This window comes from Streptomyces sp. Root1310, assembly GCF_001426425.1.
GTDB lineage: Bacteria > Actinomycetota > Actinomycetes > Streptomycetales > Streptomycetaceae > Streptomyces.
Genome location: NZ_LMEQ01000023.1, coordinates 271,561 through 296,634 on the forward strand (window position 1 = coordinate 271,561; position 25,074 = coordinate 296,634).

Consider the following 25,074-nt stretch of genomic DNA (forward strand, 5'->3'; position numbering starts at 1 on the left):
CATGCGTTCCGCACACGGATGTCGTGACAGGCGTGACTGTCCACGGCCCTCCTCCTCTTGCGAGTCTCTTGGCGGGCCACGGAACGGGCCACGGAAGGGGACGCATGGACAAGCGGTACGAGGTGTACGCGCTGGCGGACGCGCACTTCTACGAGACGCCCGACCGGCTGACCGGCGACGGTCCCGCCCCGCTGTTCGACACGGCGCGCCGCCCGGTCCCCGAGGGCTGGACCTCGGCGCGGACCGGCGACTGGCTGACCCTGACGCCGCTCGACGCGGACGGCTCCCCCGCGCCGGGCCCCGCCCAGGGCTGGAAGATCCACGCCTCCGCCACCCGGACGAACGCGGAGCGCATCGCGGCGATCGTGTGGGACTACTGCGTCCCGCGCCGCGTCCCGTTCAAGTTCGTGCCGGGCCCGCACCTGCTGCATCTGCGCAACACCAAGTACGCGGGCCGCGACACCAGCGGCAAGTTCGTCACCGTCTACCCGTCCGACGACGAGCAGCTGCACACGGTGCTGCGCGAGCTGGGCGCGCTGCTGGAGGGCTTCGAGGGCCCGTACATCCTGACCGACCTGCGCTGGTCCGACGGCCCGCTCTACGTCCGCTACGGGGCGTTCGCCCGCAGTTACGTCGTCGACGACCGGGGCTCGCTGGTACCGGCGGTGCGCGACGGCGCGGGAACCCTGGTCCCGGACCGGCGGGCGCCCTCCTTCCAGGTGCCGGAGTGGGTGACCCTGCCCCCGTTCCTGGAGCCGCACCTGGCGGCCCGCAACACCACGACGGTGGGCGAACTGCCCTACCGCATCGAGAAGGCGCTGCACTTCTCCAACGGCGGCGGGGTCTACGCCGGCACCGACACCCGGAACGGGCGCAAGGTGGTCCTCAAGGAGGGCCGGCCGCACGCGGGGCTGGCCTCGGACGGGGCCGACGCGATCACCCGGCTGGAGCGGGAGAAGCGGGCGCTGGAGGCGGTGGCCGGAACCGGCGTGGTGCCCGAGGTGCGGGACTGGTTCACCCTCGGCGACCACCGCTTCCTGGTCATGGACCTCGTCGAGGGGCGTCCGCTCAACTCCTTCTTCGCGGAGCGGCACCCGCTGCTCTCCCCCGACCCCGATCCCCGGGCCGTCGCCGCGTACACGGCGTGGGCGGTACGGATCCACGAGGCGGTGGAACGGGCGGTGCGCAAGGTGCACGCGCGCGGGATCGTCTTCAACGACCTGCACGTCTTCAACATCATGGTCGCGCCGGACGAGGAGTCGGTGTTCCTGATCGACTTCGAGGCCGCGGCCCCCACCGGGGAGAACGGCCGCCAGGTCGTGGCCCACCCCGGCTTCTTCGCACCGCCCGACCGCCGGGGCGCCGACGTCGACCGGTACGCGCTGGCCTGCCTGCGGCTGGCCCTGTTCCTGCCCGTCACCACGCTGTTCGTGGTGGACCGGGGCAAGGCGGCCCATCTGGCGGAGGTGATCGCCGAGCAGTTCCCGGACGTACCCGGGGAGTTCCTGGACGAGGCGGTCGCGGAGATCACCCGCGCCGTCCGCCCGGCCGGGCCCGCCCCGGAAGGCGGCGGATCGCAGGCGCCGGCGCGGATCGCCGCCCGGGTGCCGTCGGCGCCGGCCTTCCGGGTGGAGCCCCGTGACTGGCCGCACAGCCGTGACTCGATGGTCAAGGCGATCCTCGCGTCGGCGACTCCGGAACGCGACGACCGGCTCTTCCCCGGGGACGTCGCCCAGTTCTCCGACGGCGGCGGTCTCGGGCTGGCGCACGGCGCGGCCGGCGTGCTGTACGCGCTGTCGGTGACCGGCGCCGAACGCCACGACGACGGCGAGCGCTGGCTCCTCGACCACACCGCCCCGGCCCCGACGGGCACCCCGCTCGGTCTGTACGACGGCCTCGCGGGCGTCGCCCACGTACTGGACCTGCTGGGTCACCGGCAGCGGGCACTCGACCTGGTCGACGGCATCCTGCGCGAGCGGTGGCAGAACCTCTCCTCGGACCTGCAGGGCGGGCTGGCCGGACTGGGACTCGTCCTCGGCGACCTGGCGCGCCGGACGGGTGAGCCGGGCTTGCGCGAGCGGGCCGCCGAGGCCGCCGACATCGTCGTACGACGACTCGCCGAACCGGTGCCTGACACACCCCGGCGGCGCCGGGCCGGGCTGCTGCGGGGCGCGAGCGGACCCGCGCTGTTCCTGCTCAGGCAGTACGAACAGACCGGCGAGCGCCGGTTGCTGGAGGCGGCCGGCGTCGCCCTGCGCCGGGACCTGGCGGCATGCAGCGAACGCGAGGGCGGCGCGCTGGAGGTCGACGAGGGGTGGCGGACCCTGCCGTATCTCGGGGACGGGAGCGTGGGGGTCGGGGCCGTGCTCGACGAGTACGCGGCCCACGCCGAGGACGCCACGGGCGAGTTCGACCGCGCCCGCGCCGGCATCCTCACCGCGGCCACCTCACGCTTCTACGCGCAGCCCGGCCTCTTCCAGGGCCGCGCCGGGATGATCCTGCACCTCGCCCGCACCGGTACGCCCGGAGCGACCCGGAGCCGGCTCGACGAGCAGATCGCCGCGCTGGGCTGGTTCGCGATGCCCTACCAGGGCCAGCTCGCCTTCCCCGGGCACCAGATGATGCGGCTCTCCATGGACCTCGGCACCGGAACGGCGGGCTGTCTGCTCGCCCTCGCCGCCGCCCTCGACCCGGACGGCTCGGGCGCCACCGCGCACCTGCCGTTCCTCCCGCCGCCGCACCGGCGGCCCTCATGACGCGGCTCCGCGCCACCGGCGCAGTCGTGACGCAACCCGTCCCCACGGGACGTGACATCCCACCGATGAACCGATGAGAGGACACACCATGGCCCTGCTCGACCTTCAGACGATGGAATCCGACGAGCACACCAGCGGCGGCGGCAACAGCACCGTGAGCCTGCTGTCCTGCATCAGCGCGGCCAGCGTTCTGCTCTGTCTCTGATCCGAGGGACACGCACGACACGCTGAACGCTCCGGGCGGTCCTCTCCCCAGGGAGGGGGCCGCCCGGGGCCGGCCCGCCCGGACACCTCCGACACCTCCGAGGAAGCGCGGGAGCAGGATGGCGATGGACCGGACGACCGGTGAGCTGCTCCGTGCGGCCACCCGGCACAGCGGAGCCCGCTGCGTGGCCCTGGGTCTGGTGAACGTGACGGCGACCGCAGCCCAGCTGCTGCTGCCCGCGGCCCTCGGCCGGGCCCTGGACCTGCTGCTGACCCACTCCCCCGCGACCCGCTGGGTGCTGTCCTGCGCGGCCCTCGCCCTCCTGCTCACCCTGCTCGACGCGTGCGAGACCGTCCTGACCGGCACACTCGACGCCCGGACCACCGCCTTCCTGCGCCGCCGGGTCACCGGCCATGTGCTGGCCGTGGGACCCCGCGCCACGGCCCGTTTCGGCGCCGGGGACCTCGTCGCGCGGGTCGTCGGCAGCGCCGCCCAAGCCGGTACGGCGCCCGGCGCCCGCGCCGCTCTGCTGGCCGCGCCGGCCGGCCCGGTGGGCGCCGTGGCGGCGCTGGCCCTCATCGACCCGTGGCTCGCGGTCGTCTTCCTGACCGGTGCGCCGGTCCTGACCCTTTTGCTGCGGTCCCTCGCCCGGGGCACCTCGGCGTGCGTGGCCGACTACCAGCGGGCGCAGGGGCGCATCGCGGACGCGCTCACGGAGGCGGTCGCCGGGGCCCGCACGATCCGCGCGGCGGGCACGGCGGACCGGGACACCGCACGGATCCTGCGGCCGCTGCCCGAACTGTCCCGGGCGGGTCGGCGCATGTGGCAGGTGCAGGGCCGGGCCGCCGCACAGGCGACCGCGGTGGCGCCCCTGCTGCACCTCGCGGTCGTCGCCGTCGCGGGCCTGCTGCTCACGCGGCACCGGCTCTCGGCGGGCGACGTCCTCGCCGCGTCGCGCTACGCGGTGCTCGCCACCGGCGTGGGGGTGCTGGTAGGACAGCTCTCCGGCCTGGTCAGGTCCCGCACGGCCGCCGCCCGCCTCGGCGAGGTCCTGACCGAACCGGCTCCCCCCTACGGCGACCGCCGCCTGCCGCGCGAGGGCCCCGGCAGGCTCGAACTGCGCGGCGTGACCGCCCGCCGCGGTGACCGCACGGTGCTGGACGGCGTCGACCTGGTGGTACCGGGCGGGACGACCCTGGCCCTGGTGGGCCGCTCGGGCACCGGCAAGTCCCTCCTGGCCGCGCTGGCGGGCCGGCTCGCCGACCCGGACGGCGGCGAGGTCCTGCTGGACGGCGTGCCGCTGCCCGCCCTCCCCCGGGCCGAACTGCGGGCCGCGATCGCGCAGGCCTTCGACCGCCCGGCCCTGCTCGGCACGACGATCGAGGACACCGTCTCCCTAGGCCTCGCCTCCCCCGCCCGGGTCCGGGAGGCCGCCCGTACGGCCTGCGCCGAAGACTTCGTCCGCCGCCTGCCCGACGGCTACGCCACGCCCTGCGCGGACGCCCCGCACTCCGGCGGCGAGGCCCAACGGCTGGGCCTGGCCCGCGCGTTCGCCCACGGCGGCCGGCTGCTCATCCTCGACGACGCCCTCTCCAGCCTCGACACGATCACCGAACGCCAGGTCACCCGGTCCGTGTTCGGCAGCACCACGAGCGCCACCCGCCTCGTGGTCGCCCACCGGGCCTCGACGGCCGCCCGCGCCGACACGGTGGCCTGGCTGGACGGGGGCCGGGTGCGGGCGGTGGGGACGCATGAACAGCTGTGGCGGACCGCGGGGTACCGGGCGGTGTTCGGGACGGACGGGGAGACGGAGGAGGCAGCGGGCGCCGGTACGCCCGCGGGTGCGGCAGCGAACGCGTGGGCGGATGCGCGGGCGGAGGCGCGGGCGGAGACGCAGGCGGAGGCCGGGTCCGGACCGGAGGCACGGCGGTGAGCCCGGTGGCCGGCGCGGACGGGCCGACGACCAGGGGACTCCGCTTTCTGCTGGAGCGGCGGCGGGCCCTGTGCCGGCTGATGGGCTGGTCGGTGCTGGAGACCGGGCAGACCTTCCTGCTCGGCTACGCCGTGGCGCGGGCCTTGGACGACGGGTTCCTGGCCGGGCGGGCCGAAGCGGGACTGCGGTGGCTCGCGGTCGCCGGGCTCGGCGTGCTCGTGGGCGCCTACGGGACCGGGCGGGTGTACGGGGCGGTCGCCGCGCTGGTGGAACCGCTGCGGGACCGGCTCGTCACCCGCGTCGTGCGGCGGGGGGTGCGGGAGGCGGACGGCGGGACGCTGTCCGGGCTCACCCAGCAGGTGGAGATCGCGCGGGACAGCTTCGCGGGCCTGGTGATGGTCTCGCGGTCGTTCGTGTTCACGTCCGCTGGCGCTCTGGTCGGCCTGTGCGCGCTCGCGCCGCAGCTCCTGCTGGTCGTCGTACCACCGCTCGCCGCCGGGGTGGGTCTGTTCGCGGTGACCCTGCGCCCGCTGGCCCGGCGCCAGGAGGCGTTCCTCGCCGCCGACGAGGCTCTGGCCGGGCACCTGGGCGTCGTCTGCCCGGGACTGAGGGACGTCACGGCGGCCGGTGCCGAGGACCGGATCGCCCGGGACACCGGCGCACTCGTCGACGCCGAGCTGCGCGCGGCCCGCGCCCTGGCCCGCTGGGGCGTGGCCCGGGTGGCGTGCCTGGCGCTCGGTGGCCATCTGCCGCTGGTCCTGCTGCTGGCCGGCGCCCCCTGGCTGCTCGGCCACGGCGTGACCGCCGGCGCGCTCGTGGGCGCCCTGGCCTATGTCACCCAGTCCCTGCTCCCGGCGCTGACCGCCCTGGTCCACGGCCTGGGCACGAGCGGCTCCCGCCTGACGGTCGTCCTGCGGCGACTGGCGCCGCGGGGCGAGGCACCGGCAGCCCCGTTACGGTCGGCCGACCGGGAGGGCCGGACGGCGACCCCGCACCACGGGCCGCCCGCCCCCGACCTGCCGCCCGGCCCCCATCGGCCGCACGCCGCACGACGCCCGGCAGCCACCGACCCGCCCCAGCCCCTGCCCCTGCCCCTGCCCCTGCCCAAGCCCACGCCCCAGCCCCGATGCCGAGGCCGCGAAGTGCCAGGCCACGCGTCCAGCGACCAGAGCCCGCGCGCCGAGGGCCGCCCGCGCACCGGCCACACCCCGGCCACAGGACCTCCCCGGCCGAGCGCGACCCCGCAGGGCCCTCCCCTCGGGTCCGCCCGGCCGGTGGTCCCTCCGGCGGCCTCGCCGAACCCCGCGCCCCCCGCGCTCGCGCTGACCTCCCTCACCTTCGCCTACGGTCCCGCCTCCGCGCCCGTCGTCGACGACCTCACGCTCACCCTGCCCGTCGGGGCGCGACTGGCCGTCGTGGGGCCGAGCGGGGTCGGCAAGTCCACGCTGACCGGGCTGGTCGCGGGGCTCCTCGAGCCGGTGCGCGGGGAGATAAGGATCTGCGGTCGGCCGGTGCCGAGCGGTGAAGCGGCCGCTCAGCGGGTGCTCATCCCGCAGGAGGCGTACGTGTTCAGCGACACCCTCGGCGCCAACCTCACGCACCTGCGGCCGGACCCCGTACCCGAGGCGGAACTGCGCGCGGCTGCCGAGGCGGTCGGTCTGACCCCGCTGCTCGACGCGCTGGGCGGACCGGCGGCGCGGGTGGATCCGGCCGCGCTGTCGGGCGGCGAACGCCAGTTGATCGCCCTCACCCGCGCCTACCTGTCGCACGCCCCGCTCGCCCTCCTCGACGAGGCGACCAGCCACCTGGACCAAGAGGCGGAGGCCCGGGCCGAGCGCGCCTTCGCCGCCCGGCCGGGCGGCACCCTGGTCGTCGTCGCCCACCGCATCAGCTCGGCCCGGCGCGCCGGCCGGGTGCTGGTCATGGACGGGCCGCGGACCACGTACGGGACCCACGACGAGGTGGTGCGGCGCTCTCCTCTGTACCGCGATCTCGTCGGCGGCTGGGAGGAAGCAGGAGAGGAAGCCGGGGAGGGAGGGGAGGCCGGGAAAACGGAGAAACCCGCGGAACCCGCGGAACCCGCGAACAACGCGAAACCGTCGATGGCGGCGAGAGCGGTGGAAACGGGAGACACCGGGGGCGGCTCAAAGCCAGCCCTGCCCCTGGGAGATACGGATGGCGTCGACCCGGTTGCGGGCGCCGGTCTTGCGGGTGATCGCCGCCATGTAGTTGCGCACGGTCCCGTGGGACAGATGCAGGTTCCCGGCGATCTCCGCGACGGAGGCGCCCTCGGCGGCGAGCGTTAACACGCTCAGCTCCCGACGGGTCAGCGGCATCTCGGCGGCCTTGAGGAAGCCGAAGCCCAGCGAATCATTGACGAAACGTTCCCCCTGGGCGACCTTCCGGATGCCGCGCAGCAACTGCTCCGGCGTGCCCGCCTTGTCGACATAGCCGAGCGCCCCCGCCTCCAGGGCCCGTTTCAGCAGGCCCGGCCGGTTCGCACTGGCGAGGACCAGCAAGCGGGGCGGCACCGGACCGCCGCCCCGCGGGCATAAGTCGCCCAGGGGTGGGAGGCCGTAGGCGTCGGAACAGTCGAGATCCGCCGCGCACACGTCCGGGGGCACCGCCCCGACGCGGCCGGCCGCGCTGCGCCAGGGGACGTCCTCCACCCGGAGATCGGGCTCCCGGGACAGCCACTGTGCGAGGACCGATCTGACCAGACACGCGTCGTGCACCAGTAGTACGCGGATCACTGCCGCCCCTTCAGCTCTCGCCGTACACCTGTTCCATGGCGTTGTTCGTGGTGTTGAACGCGTGCCCATTCTTCGGCTCCGGGACCTTTTCTCAGCGCGAAGATCCGGCCATCGGGATGCGCGGGGGCGCACGCGGGGCGCCCGTACGCCGTCGCGCGCTTCGGCCGAGGGGGCATGAGGCTGGTCCGACGGGGTACGGGGGCAGCCCTCCGCGGGCGGGGCGCTCGCCGTGCGCACCGGCCCGCCAGGGGGCAGATTTGGACCCTGAGGCTCGCGTGGCACCGGGCGAGGAGGTGGTCGCCGTGTCGGACGGGCAGATGTCGTCCGGTCAGGCACCTGCGACCGAATGGGCGCCGGTCGGCCAGCCGCTGCTCTCCCTGGCGCTGACGTCGATGATGGACGCCGTCGGCGCGCACTCGGGTGCCGTGTACCTGCGTCCGGGCGACGAGCCGCTGCTGGAGATGGCGGTGATGGCGGGACTGCCCCGGTCCTTCGCGGCACCCTGGGAGCGGGTGGGGCTGAGCGCGCCGATCCCGGTCGCCGAGGCGGTGCGCGAACGGCGGCTGGTGTGGGTGGGCGGGGTGGAGGACATGGCCCGCCGCTATCCGCGGATCGCCGTCGTACTGCCCTACCCCTTCGCGCTGGCCGCGGTGCCGGTGCTGACCGCGAACCGGGTGTACGGCGCGGTCTTCGTGACCTGGCCCGGCTCGCACCCGCCGGACATCTCCGACCGGGAGCGCCGGGAGCTGACGGCGGCCTGCGAGCGGCTCGCGCTGCGGCTGGAACGCGCCGCGTCGAAGAACCGCGCGGTACGGGCCGAGACCGATCTGCTGGGCACGGGCCCGCTGGGCAGCGTCGCCGACACGCTCGGCACGGTCGAGGCGGCCCGGATGGTGTCGCGGCTGCCGTACGGGATGTGCTCGCTCGACGTGAGCGGACGGGTCGGGTTCGCGAACGAGGCGGCCGGCGCACTGCTCGGCGTCCCGGTGGGCGCGCTCCTCGGTTCGCAGCTGTGGGCGGCGGTTCCCTGGCTGAACGATCCCCTGTACGAGGAGCGCTACCGCGCCGCGCTGCTCAGCCAGGAGGCCACCTCGTTCGTGGCGCTGCGCCCGCCCTCGCAGTGGCTGTCGTTCCGGCTGTATCCGAGTACCACCGGGATCAGCGTGCGGATCAGCCGGGCCCGGGCGGTGTCGGAGATGAGCCCGGCCGGTCCCCGCTCGGAGGACGCGCCGACCCGGCTGGTGTCGATGTCACAGGCGCTGAGCATGGCCGGGGCGCTCACCGAGACGGTGAGCGTGCAGGACGTGGTGGGGCTGGTGGCGGACGAGATCGCGCCGGCGGTGGGCAGTCAGGCGCTGGCGCTGCTCGGCGCGCGGGCCGGGCGGCTGCACGTGCTCGGGCACCACGGGTACCCCGACCCGCATGTCGTGGAGCGGTTCGACCGGACGCCGCTGTCCTCCCCGACACCGGGCGCGCACGCGGCGTCCCATGGCGTCCCGGCGTTCTTCGACTCCCGGCAGGACCTGGAGCGGCTGTACCCGGCCCGGCACTCCACGCCCGACGGGTTCGCCGCCTGGGCCTTCCTGCCGTTGATCGCCTCCGGCCGCCCGGTGGGCGCCTGTGTGCTGGCCTACGCCGAACCGCACACGTTCTCCACCCACGAGCGTGCGGTGCTGACCAGCCTCGCCGGGCTGATCGCACAGGCCCTGGACCGGGCCCTGCTCTACGACGTCAAACACCAGCTGGCGCACGGGCTTCAGGCGGCGCTGCTGCCGCACTCGCTGCCGTCGCTGCCCGGGATCGAGGCCACCGCCCGCTATCTGCCCGCCACCCGGGGCATGGAGATCGGCGGGGACTTCTACGACCTGGTGCCCTCGCATCCGCTCCCGGCGGCCGTGATCGGGGACGTGCAGGGGCACAACGTGACCGCGGCCGGGCTGATGGGCCAGATCCGCACCGCCGTCCGCGCGTACACGACGGTGGGGCAGGAGCCGGCGGAGGTCATGCGCAGCACCAGCCGGCTGCTGATCGACCTCGGCTCCGAACTGTTCGCGAGCTGTCTGTACCTGCGGCTGGATCCGGGCCGGGGGCGGGCCGTCATGGCCCGGGCGGGGCATCCGCCGCCGCTGCTGCGCCGGCCGGACGGCCGGGTGCGCGTCCTCGATCTCGCGGGCGGTCCGCTGCTGGGCATCGACGCCTCGGCGACGTATCCGACGACGGAGGTCGAACTGACCGACGGCTGTGTCCTCGCCCTCTACACCGACGGGCTCATCGAGACGCCGGGGGTGGACATCGAGGACGCGGTCGCCGACCTGGGGCGGCGGCTCGGCGAGGCCGGGGACCGTCCGCTGACGGAGCTGGCCGACGAGCTGGTGGGTCCTTACGCGACGGCGGACGAGCGGCGGGACGACGTGGCACTGCTGCTGCTGCGGGCGCGGGAGGACGGCTGAAGCCCGTCACCGGGCGGGGACACGAACGGTCCGGCCCCCGCCGGAGGACCGGACCGTTCGGATGATGCGGTGTCAGTGCGACTCGTTCACACCCGAGCCGGCCTCCTGGCCGTTGCCGGCCTCGTCCTGACCGTTGCCGGCGTCGTCGGCGCCCGCGTTCTCGTCGACCCCGCCGTCGGCGGCCTCTTCGCCACCGCCCTGGATGGCCTCGCCGGTCTGGTCGTCGATGCCGTCACCGTTCTCGTCCACGGCACCGGCCTCTTCACCGGCGCCGGCCTCGTCACCAGCGCCGGCCTCTTCGCCGCCGCCCACGATGGCCTCGCCGGTCTGGTCGTCGATGCCGTCACCGTTCTCGTCCACGGCACCGGCGCCGGCCTCTTCGCCGCCGACCGCGTCACCGGCACCGACGCCGCCGTCGCCGAGCGTCGCGCCGACCGCCTCGAGCGCGGTGGTCACCGGCTGGAAGAACGTCTCGCCGCCGACCGTGCAGTCGCCGCTGCCACCCGAGGTCAGGCCGATCGCGAGGCCGTCCTGGGTGAAGAGCGAGCCGCCGCTGTCGCCGGGCTCGGCGCAGACGTCCGTCTGGATGAGGCCCGTGACGGTGCCCTCGGGGTAGTTCACGGTGGCGTCGAGACCGAGGACCTGACCGTCCTTGAGACCGGTGGTGCTGCCCATCCGGAAGACCTGCGTGCCGACGGTCGCCTCGGCGGCCTGGGTGATCGCGAGGGTCTGGTCGCCGAGGTTGACCTCGCTGGCGGCCACGGTGGCGGCGTCGTCGTACTTCACCAGCGCGAAGTCGCCGTCCCCGGGGAAGGTCGCCTGGTCGACGGTGGCGATCGGCGCGCCGTCCTCGGAGTCGGACCACTGCTCGGCCGCGACACCGCAGTGACCGGCCGTCAGGAACGCCGGGGAGCCGTCGCCCGCCGTCACGTTGAACCCGAGGGAGCAGCGTGCCCCGCCGCCGAATATCGCGTCGCCGCCGGCCACCTTCGTGGTGAAGGTACCGGCCGACTTCTGGAGCGTCGCCATGCCCGAGCCGAGGGTCTGGACGGTCGACTCGATCTTGTCCCACTTGCTGCCGGTGACCGTGGAGTCGGCGGTGACCAGGATCTTGTTCGTCTTCGGGTCGACGGCCCACGCGGTGCCCGTGATGGTCGCCTCGGTCTTCAGCGTCTTGGCGGCCGCCTCGAGTTCGGCCGGGCTGTTCTCGACCTCGCGGACCTTGGCCCCGGCCTTCTTCGCCTGCACGATGACGTTGTTCTCGTCGCCGGAGACGTTCACGACGTTAACGACCAGCTGCTGGCCCTCGCTGTCGTAGTAGGAACCGGCGAAGGCGTCACCGAGCAGCTTCTCGAGCTGGGACGCGAGATCCGAGGCGTCGCCCGCCTTGAGCGTCTTCACCGTGGCGGCGTCGTTGGAGCCGCCGTCCTGGGAGGCGTTGGCGTTGGGAAGCAGGATGGCCGCCGCTCCGAGCGCTGCCACACCGCCTGCCGCGATGATGGCCTTGCGCTTCGTAACTCGCTTGTGACTCAAAAAACTCGACCTCCTGGGGGACGGGGTCTGGCTGCCGGGGTTCGGCAGCTCCGTACAGCGGCGCCTGGTTGGCCATGAGTACGCAGGGGTCACGGGGCGCGTTCAATCGCGTTTGCCAACTTCCTTTGCTCAAACCTGAATCGGCCATGACCGGGGGCCGACCTCACGAGCCCGGGAACAAACGCCCAAATGGCGATGTCGACCGCCGAAGCCGACAAGATCCTTCCGGTCGGCCTCGCACTCCGGGCGCTCGCTTGGGGCCTGTGCGCCGAACGCGTCGACGAGCACCGCCGGTTCGGCTTCTTCCCTGGTCAGCGACATCGGCACGGGAGTGCGGGGGACCTCTGGGACGGGTGTCGGCGGCGGCCACGGACACGGCCGCCGGGATCCGTGCGCCGGCCGCTCACGAGGACCCGAAAACAGGAAGACGGCCCCCCGGCCGACTTCGTTCCGGTGTGCGGTGACCGAGGCGGATGTCCTGAACCGATCGGTCCGGCCGAAGCCCGACCCCCGGAAGGCGTTCGCCAACCTGTGCACGAGCTATGCGGCTACCGATCGGGCCCGCACCGGCCGGCACTCCTCGCGGTCGGCCGGTGACGCTCCGTCCGGATCCGCGGCCCGAATCCCCGCTTCAGAGAATCTGCACATCGAATGCCCAAGCGGGTCACCGCGGGCAGGGGTTCTGCACAACTGCCCGGCGCCCGGCACGCCTTTGGTGCGGGAGTGTCGGATTCGCCGCGAGACCGCCGGACGCTCATCGGAGCGGATCCCGCCCATGGTGTGAAGAAGTCGCCGACAAGCAGTGGGCGCGCCTGCACCGTTTCACGCTCCCGTGACACAAGTTCCCAGGTGAACGCGGTGATTGATTAGCTGCGCCGACCGCGGACCTGCTTTGATCCAACGCACCGCAGGGTCATCGCGGTCTCCCGGAAACGGGGTGCCCGGTGCCCGTGCTCGCGGCCGTCATCTGTCCCCAGAGGGGGCCGCTCCCCCCTTATGAGATATCCATGTGAAGGGAAGTTCCACCATGAACTCCACCCCCCAGGTTGAGACCGTCGAGATCTCCGACGCCGAGCTGGACAACGTCTCCGGCGGTCTGTCCCTGAACGCCGTCGGCACCGTCACCGGCCTGGTGGACGGCATCGCCCCGGTCTCCGGCCTGGTCAACACGGCCGTCGGCACCGTCGAGGGCGTCACCGGCCTGAACACGGCCCCGGTCACCAACCTGGTCGCCGGTCTCTGATCGCACCTTCGTGACTCCTTTGAGTCCCGGAGCCGTCACCCGGCTCCGGGACTCGTCGGCGTCCTGAAACTCCCGAGGTAGGCCCGTGCAGTTCCGCCAACAGGCCCTCGCCAAGCTCCAGTCGCCGGAGGAACTCGACCTGCCGGTGCGTTTCGCACGCCCCCAGGGCTGGCTGGTGCTGTCCGTGACCGTGGTCGTCATGGCGGCCGCGTCCGTGTGGGCGGTGACCGGTTCGGTCGCCTCGACGGTGAGCGCGCCCGCCGTCCTCACCCACGGCGAGGGCAGTTACATCCTGCAGAGTCCGGCCGCGGGCCAGGTCACCGCGGTCCTCGCGAAGGAGGGCGAGCGGCTGCCCGCCGGCTCACCGGTGCTGAAGGTGCGCACGGCGGAGGGCGACGCCGTGGTGCGGACGGTCGCCGCGGGCCGGATCACCGCGCTCGCCGCCACCATCGGCCAGATCATCTCCACCGGCGCGAACGTCGCCGCCGTCGAGAAGGTCGCCGACGCCGACGACCCGCTGTACGCCACGGTGTACGTCCCCGCGGAGAACGCCGCCTCCGTCCCGTCCGGCGCGGCCGTCGACCTGACCGTGCAGACCGTGCCCTCGCAGGAGTACGGCGTGCTGCGCGGTCATGTGAAGTCGGTGGACCGCGCGGCCCAGTCGGCGCAGGCGATCGCCGCGTTCCTCGGCGACAGCCAGCTGGGCGAGCAGTTCACCGAGGACGGCCGCCCGGTGGCGGTCCTGGTCCGCCTGGACCGGTCCTCGGCGACGAAGAGCGGCTACCGGTGGTCGTCCGCGGACGGGCCGCCGTTCGCCCTCACCTCCATGACCATGGCCACGGGTTCGATCCGGCTGGCCGACCAGCGTCCCGTCGATTGGCTGCTGCCGTGACCACCACCGAGCAGCCGCGGACCCGGCGGCGTGCCGCACCGCCCCGACGCACGGTTCCCAAGAGCCGGACGAAGACCGTCCGCACGCCCACCGTGCTCCAGATGGAGGCCGTGGAGTGCGGGGCGGCCTCGCTCGCCATGGTCCTCGGGCACTACGGCCGGCACATCCCGCTGGAGGAGTTGCGCATCGCCTGCGGTGTCTCCCGTGACGGCTCGCGGGCGAGCAACCTGCTGAAGGCGGCCCGCGGTTACGGCCTCACGGCCAAGGGCATGCAGATGGACCTGGCGGCCCTCGCCGGGGTCAGGTCGCCCGCGATCCTCTTCTGGGAGTTCAACCACTACGTCGTCTACGAGGGCCTCGGCCGTCGCTTCGGCCGCCGGGGTGTGTACATCAACGACCCCGGCAAGGGCCGGCGTTTCGTGCCGATCGAGGACTTCGACGGCAGCTTCACCGGTGTCGTGCTGGTGCTGGAGCCGGGCGAGGACTTCGAGCGGGGCGGACGCAGACCGGGGGTGCTGGGCGCGATGCCGGCCCGGCTGCGCGGCACCGCGGGCACCCTGCCGGCGGCCGTGCTGGCGAGTCTGCTGCTGGTCCTGGTGGGCGCGGCGGTGCCGGCGCTGAGCCGCACCTACATCGACATGTTCCTGATCGGACGGCAGACCTCGCTGCTGGGCGTGCTGTTCGTCTCGATGGGGGCCTGCGTGGCCCTCACCGTGGCGCTGACCTGGCTCCAGCAGGCCAACCTGCACCACGGCCGGATCATCTCCTCGACCCTGTCCAGCGCCCGGTTCCTGCGCCATCTGCTGCGGCTGCCGGTCACCTTCTTCTCCCAGCGCAGCCCGGCCGACCTGGTCCAGCGGCTCCAGTCGAACGACGCGGTCGCCGAGACGCTGGCCCGCGACCTGGCTTCGGCGGGCGTGGACGCGATCGTCGTCGTCCTGTACGCGGTCCTCCTCTACACCTACGACCCGCAGCTGACGGCCGTCGGGATCGGCGTGGCGCTGCTGAACATCGTCGCCATGCGGATCGTCGTACGGCTGCGCGCGACCCGGACGGCGAAGCTGCGCGCGGACAACGCGCGGCTCACCAACACGGCGTACACCGGGCTTCAGTTGATCGAGACGATGAAGGCGACCGGTGGCGAGGAGGGGTACTTCCGCAAGTGGGCCGGGCAGCACGCCACCACGCTGGAGGAGCAGCAGCGGCTCGGGGTGCCGAGCGCCTGGCTGGGCGTGGTCGCGCCGACGCTCGCGACGCTCAACAGCGCGCTGATCCTGTGGATCGGGGGCATGCGGGCGATCGAGGGGCACATCTCGGTGGGTCTGCTGGTCGCCTTCCAGGCTCTGGTCACCCGTTTCACCGCCCCGCTGACCCGCCTCAACGGGGTCGCGGGCCGCATCCAGGACTTCGCGGCGGACGTGGCCCGGCTGAAGGACGTGGAGAACTTCCGCGCCGACCCGCTCTACGACCGTCGCGCCGGCGGGGACTCCACGCGCAGGCTGCACGGTCATGTCGAGCTGGAGAACATCACCTTCGGTTACAGCCCGCTGGACAAGCCGCTGCTGACCGGCTTCGACCTGACCGTCGGACCGGGGCAGCAGGTGGCGCTGGTCGGCGGGTCGGGCAGCGGCAAGTCGACGGTGTCCCGGCTGATCTCGGGTCTGTACGCGCCCTGGGAGGGCGTGATCCGGGTCGACGGGCAGCGGCTGGAGGACATTCCGCGCGGGGCGCTGGCCTCCTCGGTGTCCTTCGTCGACCAGGAGGTGTTCCTCTTCGAGGGCTCGGTGCGGGACAACGTGGCGCTGTGGGACCCGTCGATCCCGGACGACGCCGTCGTCGACGCGCTCAGGGACGCGGCGCTCTACGACACGGTCGTGCGGCGGCCCGGCGGCATCCACGGCAAGGTCGAGCAGGACGGCCGCAACTTCTCCGGCGGTCAGCGCCAGCGCCTGGAGATCGCGCGGGCGTTGGTGCGGCGGCCCAGCATCCTGGTGCTGGACGAGGTGACCAGCGCCCTGGACGCGGAGACCGAGCAGCTCGTGATGGACAACCTGCGCCGGCGCGGCTGCGCCTGTGTGGTGATCGCCCACCGGCTGAGCACGGTGCGCGACAGCGACGAGATCGTCGTACTGCAGCACGGCACGGTCGTCGAGCGCGGACGGCACGAGGAACTGGTGGCGCGCGGCGGCTCGTACGCGGCGCTGGTCAGGGAGCGATGAGATGACTGCCGTGTCCGAAGGCGACGTCGTGCTCGGCGCGCTGGGGCAGCTGGGCGCGCGGATCGACTGCGCGGGCTTCAGCCGGCTCGACCTGGAAGGGCCGCAGGTGCTGTGGCTGGTCGCGTCGGGCGCGCTGGACCTGTTCGCGGTGGACGCCGGACAGCAGGGCCACTGGCACCACTTGGGCCGGCTGGAGGCGGGTTCGCTGCTGCTCGGTCCGGTCACCGGACCCCACCACACGCTCGTCGCGCGCCCGTTGCGCGACTGCGTCGTGCACCGCATCGGGCTGCGCGAGCTGTACCAGCCCGCGCACACCCAGACCTGGTCCTACGACGAGTACGGCAACCCCCAGTACGTCCCGCCGACTTCGAGCCCGCTGGAGTACGCGCTCGCCCTCGGCGTGGGCCGCGGACTGTCGATCCTCTTCCAGGCGCCGACGGCCACCGAGCGGGCTGCCGAGATCACGGACGACGACGTGTTCTGGATGCAGGTGCCGCCGGGCAGCGTGCAGTACGGCTCGCTGTACGGCGCGGAGGCGGCCGCCGACCTGCTGATGGACCCCGCGGTGTGGCAGAGCATGGTCGACCAGCAGTACCGGCTGCTGACCACGCTGGACCGCTGGATCGAGCAGCTGGAGCACACCCACGAGACCCGTACGGCCGCCGGGATCAAGGCCGGTGAGGCGGTCCGCGCCCAGGCCGACCGGACGCTGCTCGCGTCGATCGGCAAGAGCGGCCGGGGCGACCGCGACGGCAGGGGCGCGGACAGGCGCGCCACGGCCGCCGACGCGGACGCCACCTACGCGGCGTGCAGGCTCGTCGCCCGCGCCGCCGGGATCACCCTCGCCGAGCCCTCGCGGATGGGCGCCGACAACGACCGGCTGGACCCGGTGGAACGGGTAGCTCTCGCCTCGCGGGTGCGCGCCCGGGCCGTACGTCTGGACGGCCGCTGGTGGCGGGACGACGTGGGACCGCTGGTCGGGCACCGGGCCCTGTCCGGGGCGCCGGTCGCGCTGCTGTGGCGGCGCGGCGGCTATGTCGCCGTGCACCCGGCGACCGGGCGGGAGACCCCGGTCGAGAAGGCCAACGCGGAGGAGTTCGAGCCGCGGGCGGTCATGTTCTACCGCCCGCTGCCGGAACAGGGCCTCGGCCCCCTCGGGCTGCTGCGCTTCAGCATGCGGGGCACGGCCGGGGACCTGACGAACCTGCTGCTGAGCGGGCTGGTGACGGTGGTGATCGGGGCGCTGGTGCCGATCGCGACCGGCAAGGTGCTCGGCGAGTACGTGCCGAGGGCCCAGCAGGGACTGATCGTGCAGGTGTGTCTGGCGGTGATGGTCAGCGGCGTGGTGGCGGCGGCCTTCATGCTGCTGCAGAACCTGACCATGCTGCGCCTGGAGGGCCGGATCGAGGCGACGCTCCAGCCGGCGGTGTGGGACCGGCTCCTCAGACTGCCGACGAAGTTCTTCGCCGAGCGTTCGACGGGCGAGCTGGCGAGTGCCGCGATGGGCATCAGCGCGATCCGCCGGCTGCTGGCGGGACTCGGCCCTTCGGTCGCCCAGTCCGTCACCGTCGGCGCGATGAACCTGGGGCTGCTGCTCTGGTACAGCGTGCCGATGGCCCTCGCCGCGATCGGCATGCTGGTCGTCATCGCGTCCGTGTTCCTGGCGCTCGGGCTGTGGCAGGTGCGCTGGCAGCGGCGGCTCGTGGTGCTCTCCAACAAGCTGAACAACCAGGCCTTCCAGACCCTGCGCGGACTGCCGAAGCTGCGGGTGGCGGCCGCCGAGAACTACGCGTACGCGGCCTGGGCGGCGCAGTTCGCGCGCAGCCGGGAGCTCCAGCAGCGCCTCGGCCGGATCAAGAACCTCAACACGGTGCTGGGTTCGGTGTATCTGCCGCTGTGTTCCCTGCTGATGTTCATGCTGCTGGCCGGTCCGGCGCGGGGCGCGCTGTCGGCCGCCGACTTCCTCACCTTCAACACGTCCATGACGATGCTGCTCACCTCGGTGACCTCGTTGACCGGCGCGTTCGTCTCGGCGGTGGCCGCGCTGCCGCTGTTCGAGGAGATCCGGCCGGTGCTGGAGGCGACGCCGGAGGTCCGCACGGCGAACACCCTCCCCGGTCCGCTGTCCGGCGCGCTGGAGGCCCGCCGGCTGTCCTTCCGCTACTCCGACGACGGTCCCCTCGTCCTCGACGACGTCTCCTTCGAGGTGCGGCCGGGCGAGTTCGTGGCGATCGTCGGCCCGAGCGGCTGCGGGAAGTCGACGCTGCTGCGGCTGCTCATCGGCTTCGACAAGCCGGTCTCGGGCAGTGTGCTGTACGACGGCCAGGACCTGGCGGCCCTCGACCAGTCGGCGGTGCGCCGGCAGTGCGGGGTGGTGCTCCAGCACGCCCAGCCGTTCACGGGCTCCCTGCTGGACGTCATCTGCGGCACCGAGGCCTACACGCCGGAGGAGGCGATGGCGGCCGCGGAGCTGGCCGGTCTCGCCGAGGACATCAAGCGCATGCCGATGGGACTGCACACGATCGTCTCGGGCAGCGGGTCGGTCTCCGGCGGCCAGCGTCAGCGCCTGATGATCGCCCAGGCGCTGATCCGCCGGCCCCGGATCCTGTTCTTCGACGAGGCGACCAGCGCCCTCGACAACGAGACCCAGCGCACGGTCATCGAGAGCACCCGCAAGCTCAACGCCACCCGGGTCGTCATCGCGCACCGCCTGTCGACGGTGATGGACGCCGACCGGGTCGTGGTGATGGAGAACGGCAAGGTCGCCCAGCAGGGCCCGCCCGCCCAGCTCCTCGCGGACACCGGTGGACGGCTGCACGAGCTGGTGCGCCGGCAGCTGGCCTAGCCCCCGTCCCGGCCGGTCCGGTTCCGGGACTGGACTCCTGGGAAGTCCCGGGACTTCCGGGACTTCCCAGGGCTTCCGGGACTTCCGCGCCTCTCCCGGGCGCCCGGAAGTCCCAGGGCTCCCTCGGGCCGGGGACCGGCGCCCGGCCGCTGCGGGGCCCGGCGCCCGGCCCGCCGCGGCTCCGCCGCCGCGCAGGTCCGCGCCCCCTCACTAACGAAACTTTGCCGTTTCGCAGAAACTCGTCTAGCCTCTAGGTGTACGAAACCGTTTCGTTTACGTGTTCTTTGCCTTCACGTCCCTGGAGTGGTTCCCCATGTCTCCGAAGACCTTGACGGACGGCACCCGCACGGGCGCCGACCAGGGGCCGTCCGCAGCATCCGCCAAGAAGTGGTGGATCCTCGCGGTCGTCGCCCTGGCCCAGCTGATGGTGGTGCTGGACGCCACCATCGTGAACATCGCCCTGCCCTCGGCCCAGGCCGACCTCGGTTTCTCCGACGGCAACCGGCAGTGGATCGTCACCGCCTACGCGCTGGCGTTCGCCTCCCTGCTGCTGCTCGGCGGCCGGATAGCCGACCTCTTCGGCCGTAAGACGGCCTTCCTGATCGGGGTCGTCGGCTTCGCCGCCGTCTCCGCCCTCGGCGGTGCCGCGACCAACTTCGAGATGCTGGTCACCGCCCGCGCACTCCAGGGCGCCTTCGGCGCGCTCCTCGCGCCCGCCGCGCTCTCGCTGCTCAACACCACGTTCACCGACGCCAGGGAACGCGCCAAGGCGTTCAGCGTCTACGGCGCCATCGCCGGCGCGGGCGGCGCGGTGGGTCTGCTGCTCGGCGGCATCCTGACCGACGCGCTCGACTGGCGCTGGACGCTGTACGTCAACGTGGCCATCGCGGTCGTCGCCTTCGCGGGCGGCTGGCTGCTGCTGTCCAACCACCGCGACGCCGAGAACTCCAAGCTGGACGTGCCGGGCACGGTCCTCGTCGCCGCCGGTCTGTTCTCCCTGGTGTACGGCTTCTCCAACGCGGAGACCCACGACTGGGACTCGCCGCAGACCTGGGGCTTCCTGCTCGCGGGCGGTGCGCTGCTGGCGGCCTTCACCTGGTGGCAGACCCGGGCCGCACACCCGCTGCTGCCGCTGCGCATCCTGCTCGACCGCAACCGCGCCGCCTCGTTCCTGGCGGTGCTGATCTCCGGCGCCGGCATGTTCGGCGTGTTCCTCTTCCTCACGTACTACCTCCAGCTCAACCTGGGCTTCAGCCCGACGAAGACGGGTGTGGCGTTCCTGCCGATGGTCGGGGCGCTCATGGTGGCGGCGCAGATCGGCACCACGGCCCTGGTGCCGCGCCTGGGCCCGAAGGCGGTCATCCCGCTGGGCTTCGCGATCGCCGCGGTGGGCATGGCCTGGCTGACCGGCATCGGCGTCGGCTCCCACTACCTGAGCGCGGTGCTGCCGCAGCTGGTCGTCACCGGCATCGGCCTCGGCCTGGTCATGCCGCCCGCCATGCAGATGGCCACCGGCGGGGTCGCCGCCGAGGACGCGGGCGTGGCCTCCGCCACGGTCAACGCCATGCAGCAGGTGGGCGGTTCGATCGGCACGGCCCTGCTGAACACCCTGGCCGCGAGCGCCGCCGCCGACTACCTGGTGGGCAAGAACCCGGCGGACAAGCTGGTCCGGGCACAGGCGACCATCGAGAGCTACACCACCGCCTTCTGGTGGTCGGCGGGCTTCTTCGCCGCGGGCGCGGTCATCGCGTTCCTGCTCTTCCGCCGCGGGGTGCCGCAGCAGGACGCGGACGCGGCACCGGTGGTCCACATGTGACGGGCTCTCCACCCGCCGCACCAGGGAGAGGGGCCGCCGTCCGCGAGGGACGGCGGCCCCTCTGCGGCATGCCCGCAACGCGGGGCGCCCGGAGGTGTGCCCCTGGGCACTCGCGGTCCATCAAAGTCAGCGCGCCGGACGTCGGCCGGGACACCGTGCGGCTGGTGGTGGCGGACGCCGCGGGCGAGTCCCTCTGCCGGTGCACACGGCCAAGGGCCGGTCGCGGCCGGCCGAGCCGGGCGCGCGCCGGGCGGCCCCATCCCGGAAGAGGCCGTGACAGCGGCCGCCCGGCCCATACGGGCCCGACGGCCCCCCGCCGCTGAACGCCACGGTCCCGTCCGTCGGCGTGACCGTCCGTCGGCCGCCCGGACGGACCCGAACCGGCGGCCGGCCAAGGCCAGGTCCGGCGGCATGCCCGGCCCCTGCGGCCCCCGGCCGGCGCTCGGGCCGATCGGAGCGGAGGGGTGTGGCCCGGAGCAGCTGGGCCGCCGCCCAGGCCCGGCCAGGCCACGCCGCGTGAGCCGTCGGAGCCGCCGGGACGGCCGGGACCCCCGGGGCCACCGGGACCACCAGGACCACCAGGACCACCAGGACCACCAGGACCACCGGAACCGCCGGGGCCGCCGGAGCCGTCGACTGCGGAGTGTCGCTCCGCCTGAGCCGTCGCGTCCGTCCGGCCCGGCGGGTCGCTCCGCGTGGTCCGGGCCAGGCGGGTGGGTCCGGGCCAGGGCGGGTGGTCCGGCGTGCGTGGGGTACCCGGCGCGCATGGCACACGACCCCCATGGACCACAGCTGCCGGTCGCCCGGGGCCCGGTGTCCGCGGCCGTCCGCGGATATCTGGCCGGCGCCGACACGCTCCCCGCGGCGGCGACGGTCGCGTCCGCTTCCGCGTACGGCGACGACCTCCAGCTGGCCCTGTACCTCTGCTACGAGCTGCACTACCGCGGCTTCGCGGGAGTGGCCCCGGACCGGGAGTGGGACCCCGGCCTGCTGCGGGTGCGGGCCGCTCTTGAGCACCGCTTCCTGACCGCCCTGCGCGAGGACACACCGGTCCACGACTCCGTCGGGGACGCGCTCGCGGAGCTTCTCGTCGAGCCCGTCGAGGGCTCGGGCGTCAGCCATTTCCTCGCGACCGAGGGCGAGTTGTGGCAGCTGCGCGAGTACGCCGCCCAGCGGTCCCTCTACCACCTCAAGGAGGCGGACCCGCACGCGTGGGTGCTGCCGAGGCTGTGGGGCCGGGCCAAGGCGGCGATGGCGGCGGTGGAGTTCGACGAGTGGGGCGGCGGCCGACCCGACCGCGTCCACGCACAGCTGTTCGCGGACCTCATGACGGACCTGGGCCTCGACACCACCTACGGCCGCTATCTGGACGCCGCGTGCGCCGAGCTGCTGGCCACGGTCAACCTGATGTCCCTCTTCGGCCTGCACCGGTCCCTCAGGGGCGCCCTCGTGGGCCACTTCGCGGCGGTCGAGATCACCTCCTCGCCCGGTTCCCGGCGGCTGGCGCAGGCGATGCGCCGCGCGGACGCCGGACCCGCCGCCGTGCACTTCTACGACGAGCACGTCGAGGCCGACGCCGTGCACGAGCAGGTGGTACGCCGTGACGTCATCGGCGGTCTGCTGGACGAGGAGCCGCACCTGGCCCCCGACGTCACCTTCGGCCTCGACGCCACCGGGTACCTGGAGGACCGCCTCGCCGCCCGCCTGCTCCGTGCCTGGCGCTCGGGCGAGTCCTCCCTGCGCACCCCACTCACCGATCAGGAAAATGCCCATATTTCCTGATCTCCTGGGTACCTGGTCGGCGTGAATCCTCTCGTACTCCCGGGCGTGTACGCCCCTCAGGAGGACACCGCCCTGCTGGCCGGGGCACTGTCCGAAGAACCGCTGCACCCGGGCGCCGACGTGCTCGACGTGGGCACCGGCACCGGTGCGCTGGCGCTGGAGGCCGCACGGCGCGGCACGCGGGTCACCGCGGTCGACGTGTCCTGGCGCGCGGTCTGCTCCGCCCGTCTGAACGCCTGGCGGGAGCGGCTGCCGGTGCGCGTGCACCGCGGCAACCTCTTCGCGCCGGTGCACGGACAGTCCTTCGACCTGATCCTGACCAACCCGCCGTACGTGCCCGCGCCGGCCGGCGAGCGCGTGGGCCGCGGGACGGCACGGGCCTGGGACGGTGGCGGTGACGGCCGGCTCCTGCTCGACCGGATCTGCCTCGAGGCGCCCCCGCTGCTGCGGCCCGGCGGTGTGCTGCTGATGGTCCACTCCGCGCTCAGCGACCCCGCGAGCACCCTGACGGTCCTGCGTGCGTCCGGCCTCAAGGCGTCCGTGACGCGACGCCGCCGCATTCCCTTCGGCCCGGTACTGCGCGAGCGCAGGGACTGGCTGCGGGAACGGGGCCTGCTGTCCGCCGACGACGAGAACGAGGAACTGGTGGTCGTCCGTGCCGAACTCCCCAGCTGACAGGCCCTGTCGGATCAGCGTCCAGCGCCAGGGGCCCCTGCTCGTCGAGGGACCGGTCGAGGTGGAACTGGAGGACGGCACCACGGTCGCCTCCGACCGCTTCCGGGTCGCCCTGTGCACCTGCCGGCGCAGCCGCCGCTATCCCTGGTGCGACACCAGCCACCGGGAGCGGTCCTAGGGCGTGTCCGACCATGCGCGTCGGATCAGCGCGCGGCGTCCGGTGCGGTGCATCGCAAGGCGGAGGATCGCCCGCGCACCGGATGCACTCGGGTGATCCGACAACGCGGCGGGGTGCCGTGCCGGGCTCGGCGCGCCGTTTCCGGAAACGGGTGCACCGGAGGCCGGCGGACAGCCCCACACTGTCCGACCGGCCTCCGGGTACGGAATCACGCTGCTCCCGTGTCAGGGGCTCGCACTCCCCACCTCACGAGCCTCTCTCGGCGTCCACGGGGACCACGCGATCCCGGTCTCAGAACGCGAAGAGGCTGCTCCCGGCAGCGTTCTTCACGCACTCGTTGGAGAAGGCGCGCTCGAAGGAGACGCGCTTGCCCTGCCATACGCCGTCGACGGTGACGACCACCGGGTCGTACTGCCTCGTGCAGACGGCGTCGCCCGGGCCCGCCAGGGCGTCCAGATCGCCGCCGGCGGCGCGCAGTTCGGCGCAGGCACGGGCGGCGGCCGGGTGGGTGCCGGAGGGCGTCGGGGCGCAGCTCAGGGTGACGGCCCGGGCCGCGTTGACGGTGGCGGCGGTCTCTCCGTGGCCCACGGTCAGCACGAGGGCCGACGGGGCGTAGAGGGAGGTCGGCGCTGCGGCCGGGGCGGCGAGCGCGGATCCGGTGAGGGATCCGCAGACGGTGGCGGCCGTGAGGCCGAGGGTCGCTGCCCAGCGCGCGGTGTTCCGCATTGTGTGCATCCTTCCGCTCGATTCGGGGGTGTGCCGGTCCGGCTCGGTCGGTGTCGAACGCGGCGAGCGCGAGTCTGCCGAGTCCACGGCCGAATCTCACATCGACCCCATGGGTTTCAGTAACCTTGCGTATTGAAGCAGTGGCGAGAAGTAACGGAATTCGAACGTTCCAACGCCGAAAGCAAGCGCTTCATGATCCCTTCGGTCGGCTCGATGACCGGTTTCCATAGCTTCGTTAATCGGCCTGAAACATTCCGCCTGGGCCTCCGGTTCCCTTCGCGCACCCCTCCGCACCCTCCTCCGGATCCCTCCGCGCACCCCTCCGAGCTCCCTCCGCACATCCTTCCGTTCCGCTCTCGGCGGACTCCTTCTCGACCCCTTGCGTTCATGTACCTGCGGAGTAATCGTCATTACATGATTACCAACGAACAGAAAGAGAAGCTGAGGGGCTGGTTCGCCGGCCGCCTGCCGGACGACCTCTTCGAGGAGCCCGCCGAGGTGACGGTCGACCGCGAGGAGATCACCGTGATCGGCCGCATCCCCGCGCCCCGGCTCGCCGAGGACGCCTCGGCCGCCGAGCGGGAGGCGGCGGTCACCGCCCGGATCCAGGAGTTCCGGGAGCGCACCCGGGAGACCCGCGTCGCCGTGGCCCGCGACGCCGAACACCGGTTCCGGCGCAAGGTGTCCTGGGGTGTGGTGTGCGACGGGGAGCGGGCCCTGTTCACCCACGTGGCCGCGCCCGTCATGACCCGGCTGCGGCAGCCCGAACGCCAGGTCCTCGACACCCTGATCGCCGCGGGCGTGGCCCGCAGCCGCAGCGACGCGCTCGCCTGGTGTGTCCGGCTGGTCCAGCGTCACACCGACGACTGGCTCACCGAGCTGCGCGACTCCCTCGAACACGTCCAGCGGGTGCGGGCCCAGGGCCCGGATGCGGCCCCGGACCCCAACGCCGACTCCGACTCCGACTCCGAACCCGGCCCCGGTCGCGGTCGCGGTCGCGGTGAGGGGATGGATTCGTCCACACCCGACGCGGAAGAAGGATGATTCACCCCCTGGTCGGGGTCCTGC

The 25,074-nt window shown here is 73.4% G+C and carries 16 protein-coding genes and 1 pseudogene; 14 read left to right on the forward strand and 3 right to left on the reverse strand.

Annotation, left to right across the window (positions count from 1 at the left end):
- Positions 1–104 precede the first annotated feature (104 nt).
- The 4 genes from lanKC to ASD48_RS25340 all read left to right on the forward strand — a co-directional run bounded on the left by lanKC (position 105) and on the right by ASD48_RS25340 (position 7,200).
- Positions 105–2,756, forward strand: coding sequence for a class III lanthionine synthetase LanKC (lanKC, locus tag ASD48_RS25325; protein ID WP_057604014.1), 2,652 nt, complete (start codon positions 105–107; stop codon positions 2,754–2,756).
- Positions 2,757–2,844: 88 nt separating this feature from the next.
- Positions 2,845–2,961, forward strand: coding sequence for a SapB/AmfS family lanthipeptide (locus ASD48_RS25330; RefSeq protein WP_020128989.1), 117 nt, complete (start codon positions 2,845–2,847; stop codon positions 2,959–2,961).
- A gap of 118 nt (positions 2,962–3,079) precedes the next feature.
- On the forward strand, positions 3,080–4,894 hold the full coding sequence (locus tag ASD48_RS25335; protein WP_057604015.1) for an ABC transporter ATP-binding protein: 1,815 nt from the start codon (positions 3,080–3,082) through the stop codon (positions 4,892–4,894).
- 80 nt (positions 4,895–4,974) lie between these two features.
- Positions 4,975–7,200: an ATP-binding cassette domain-containing protein gene (locus ASD48_RS25340; protein WP_107104408.1), complete on the forward strand. Its 2,226-nt coding sequence runs from the start codon at positions 4,975–4,977 to the stop codon at positions 7,198–7,200.
- Here ASD48_RS25340 and ASD48_RS44865 read toward each other — a convergent pair.
- Positions 7,123–7,716 (reverse strand): annotated as a pseudogene (locus tag ASD48_RS44865) (response regulator transcription factor); the annotation flags it as partial. The gene ASD48_RS25340 and the pseudogene ASD48_RS44865 sit on opposite strands and share 78 nt — an antisense overlap.
- A 224-nt stretch (positions 7,717–7,940) precedes the next feature.
- On the opposite strand from ASD48_RS44865, the gene ASD48_RS25345 reads away from it, so the two are divergent.
- The gene (locus ASD48_RS25345; RefSeq protein WP_057604349.1) at positions 7,941–10,097 is read left to right on the forward strand and encodes a SpoIIE family protein phosphatase; all 2,157 of its coding nucleotides are present in this window, start codon (positions 7,941–7,943) and stop codon (positions 10,095–10,097) included.
- 72 nt (positions 10,098–10,169) lie between these two features.
- On the opposite strand, the gene ASD48_RS25350 is transcribed toward ASD48_RS25345, so the two are convergent.
- Complete coding sequence (locus ASD48_RS25350) at positions 10,170–11,630, reverse strand: S1 family peptidase (protein WP_079073971.1); 1,461 nt, start codon at positions 11,628–11,630, stop codon at positions 10,170–10,172.
- 1,027 nt (positions 11,631–12,657) lie between these two features.
- Between ASD48_RS25350 and ASD48_RS25355 the strand changes: the two genes are divergently transcribed.
- The 8 genes from ASD48_RS25355 to ASD48_RS25390 all read left to right on the forward strand — a co-directional run bounded on the left by ASD48_RS25355 (position 12,658) and on the right by ASD48_RS25390 (position 23,280).
- Positions 12,658–12,873, forward strand: a complete 216-nt coding sequence (locus ASD48_RS25355; protein ID WP_020128984.1) for a hypothetical protein — start codon at positions 12,658–12,660, stop codon at positions 12,871–12,873.
- Between the two features lie 85 nt (positions 12,874–12,958).
- Entirely contained in the window at positions 12,959–13,765 is an 807-nt protein-coding gene (locus tag ASD48_RS25360) for an HlyD family efflux transporter periplasmic adaptor subunit (protein ID WP_057604017.1), read from the forward strand.
- Positions 13,762–15,984 carry an NHLP family bacteriocin export ABC transporter peptidase/permease/ATPase subunit gene (locus ASD48_RS25365; RefSeq protein ID WP_057604018.1) on the forward strand — a complete coding sequence of 741 codons (2,223 nt, stop codon included), beginning with the start codon at positions 13,762–13,764 and terminating at the stop codon, positions 15,982–15,984. Before ASD48_RS25360 ends, ASD48_RS25365 begins: the two co-directional genes overlap by 4 nt.
- 1 nt (position 15,985) lies before the next feature.
- Entirely contained in the window at positions 15,986–18,829 is a 2,844-nt protein-coding gene (locus tag ASD48_RS25370; protein ID WP_057604019.1) for an NHLP bacteriocin export ABC transporter permease/ATPase subunit, read from the forward strand.
- 313 nt (positions 18,830–19,142) lie between these two features.
- Entirely contained in the window at positions 19,143–20,645 is a 1,503-nt protein-coding gene (locus tag ASD48_RS25375; protein WP_057604020.1) for an MFS transporter, read from the forward strand.
- 765 nt (positions 20,646–21,410) lie between these two features.
- Positions 21,411–22,427 carry an iron-containing redox enzyme family protein gene (locus tag ASD48_RS25380; protein WP_057604021.1) on the forward strand — a complete coding sequence of 339 codons (1,017 nt, stop codon included), beginning with the start codon at positions 21,411–21,413 and terminating at the stop codon, positions 22,425–22,427.
- 12 nt (positions 22,428–22,439) lie between these two features.
- Positions 22,440–23,102: a HemK2/MTQ2 family protein methyltransferase gene (locus ASD48_RS25385; RefSeq protein WP_063887499.1), complete on the forward strand. Its 663-nt coding sequence runs from the start codon at positions 22,440–22,442 to the stop codon at positions 23,100–23,102.
- Positions 23,083–23,280, forward strand: a complete 198-nt coding sequence (locus ASD48_RS25390) for a CDGSH iron-sulfur domain-containing protein (RefSeq protein WP_057604023.1) — start codon at positions 23,083–23,085, stop codon at positions 23,278–23,280. Before ASD48_RS25385 ends, ASD48_RS25390 begins: the two co-directional genes overlap by 20 nt.
- A 291-nt stretch (positions 23,281–23,571) precedes the next feature.
- On the opposite strand, the gene ASD48_RS25395 is transcribed toward ASD48_RS25390, so the two are convergent.
- Positions 23,572–24,006: a protease inhibitor gene (locus ASD48_RS25395; RefSeq protein WP_020128975.1), complete on the reverse strand. Its 435-nt coding sequence runs from the start codon at positions 24,004–24,006 to the stop codon at positions 23,572–23,574.
- Positions 24,007–24,420: 414 nt separating this feature from the next.
- Here ASD48_RS25395 and ASD48_RS25400 point away from each other — a divergent pair, with 414 nt between their 5' ends.
- The gene (locus ASD48_RS25400) at positions 24,421–25,050 is read left to right on the forward strand and encodes a hypothetical protein (RefSeq protein WP_057604024.1); all 630 of its coding nucleotides are present in this window, start codon (positions 24,421–24,423) and stop codon (positions 25,048–25,050) included.
- The last annotated feature ends 24 nt before the right edge of the window (positions 25,051–25,074 follow it).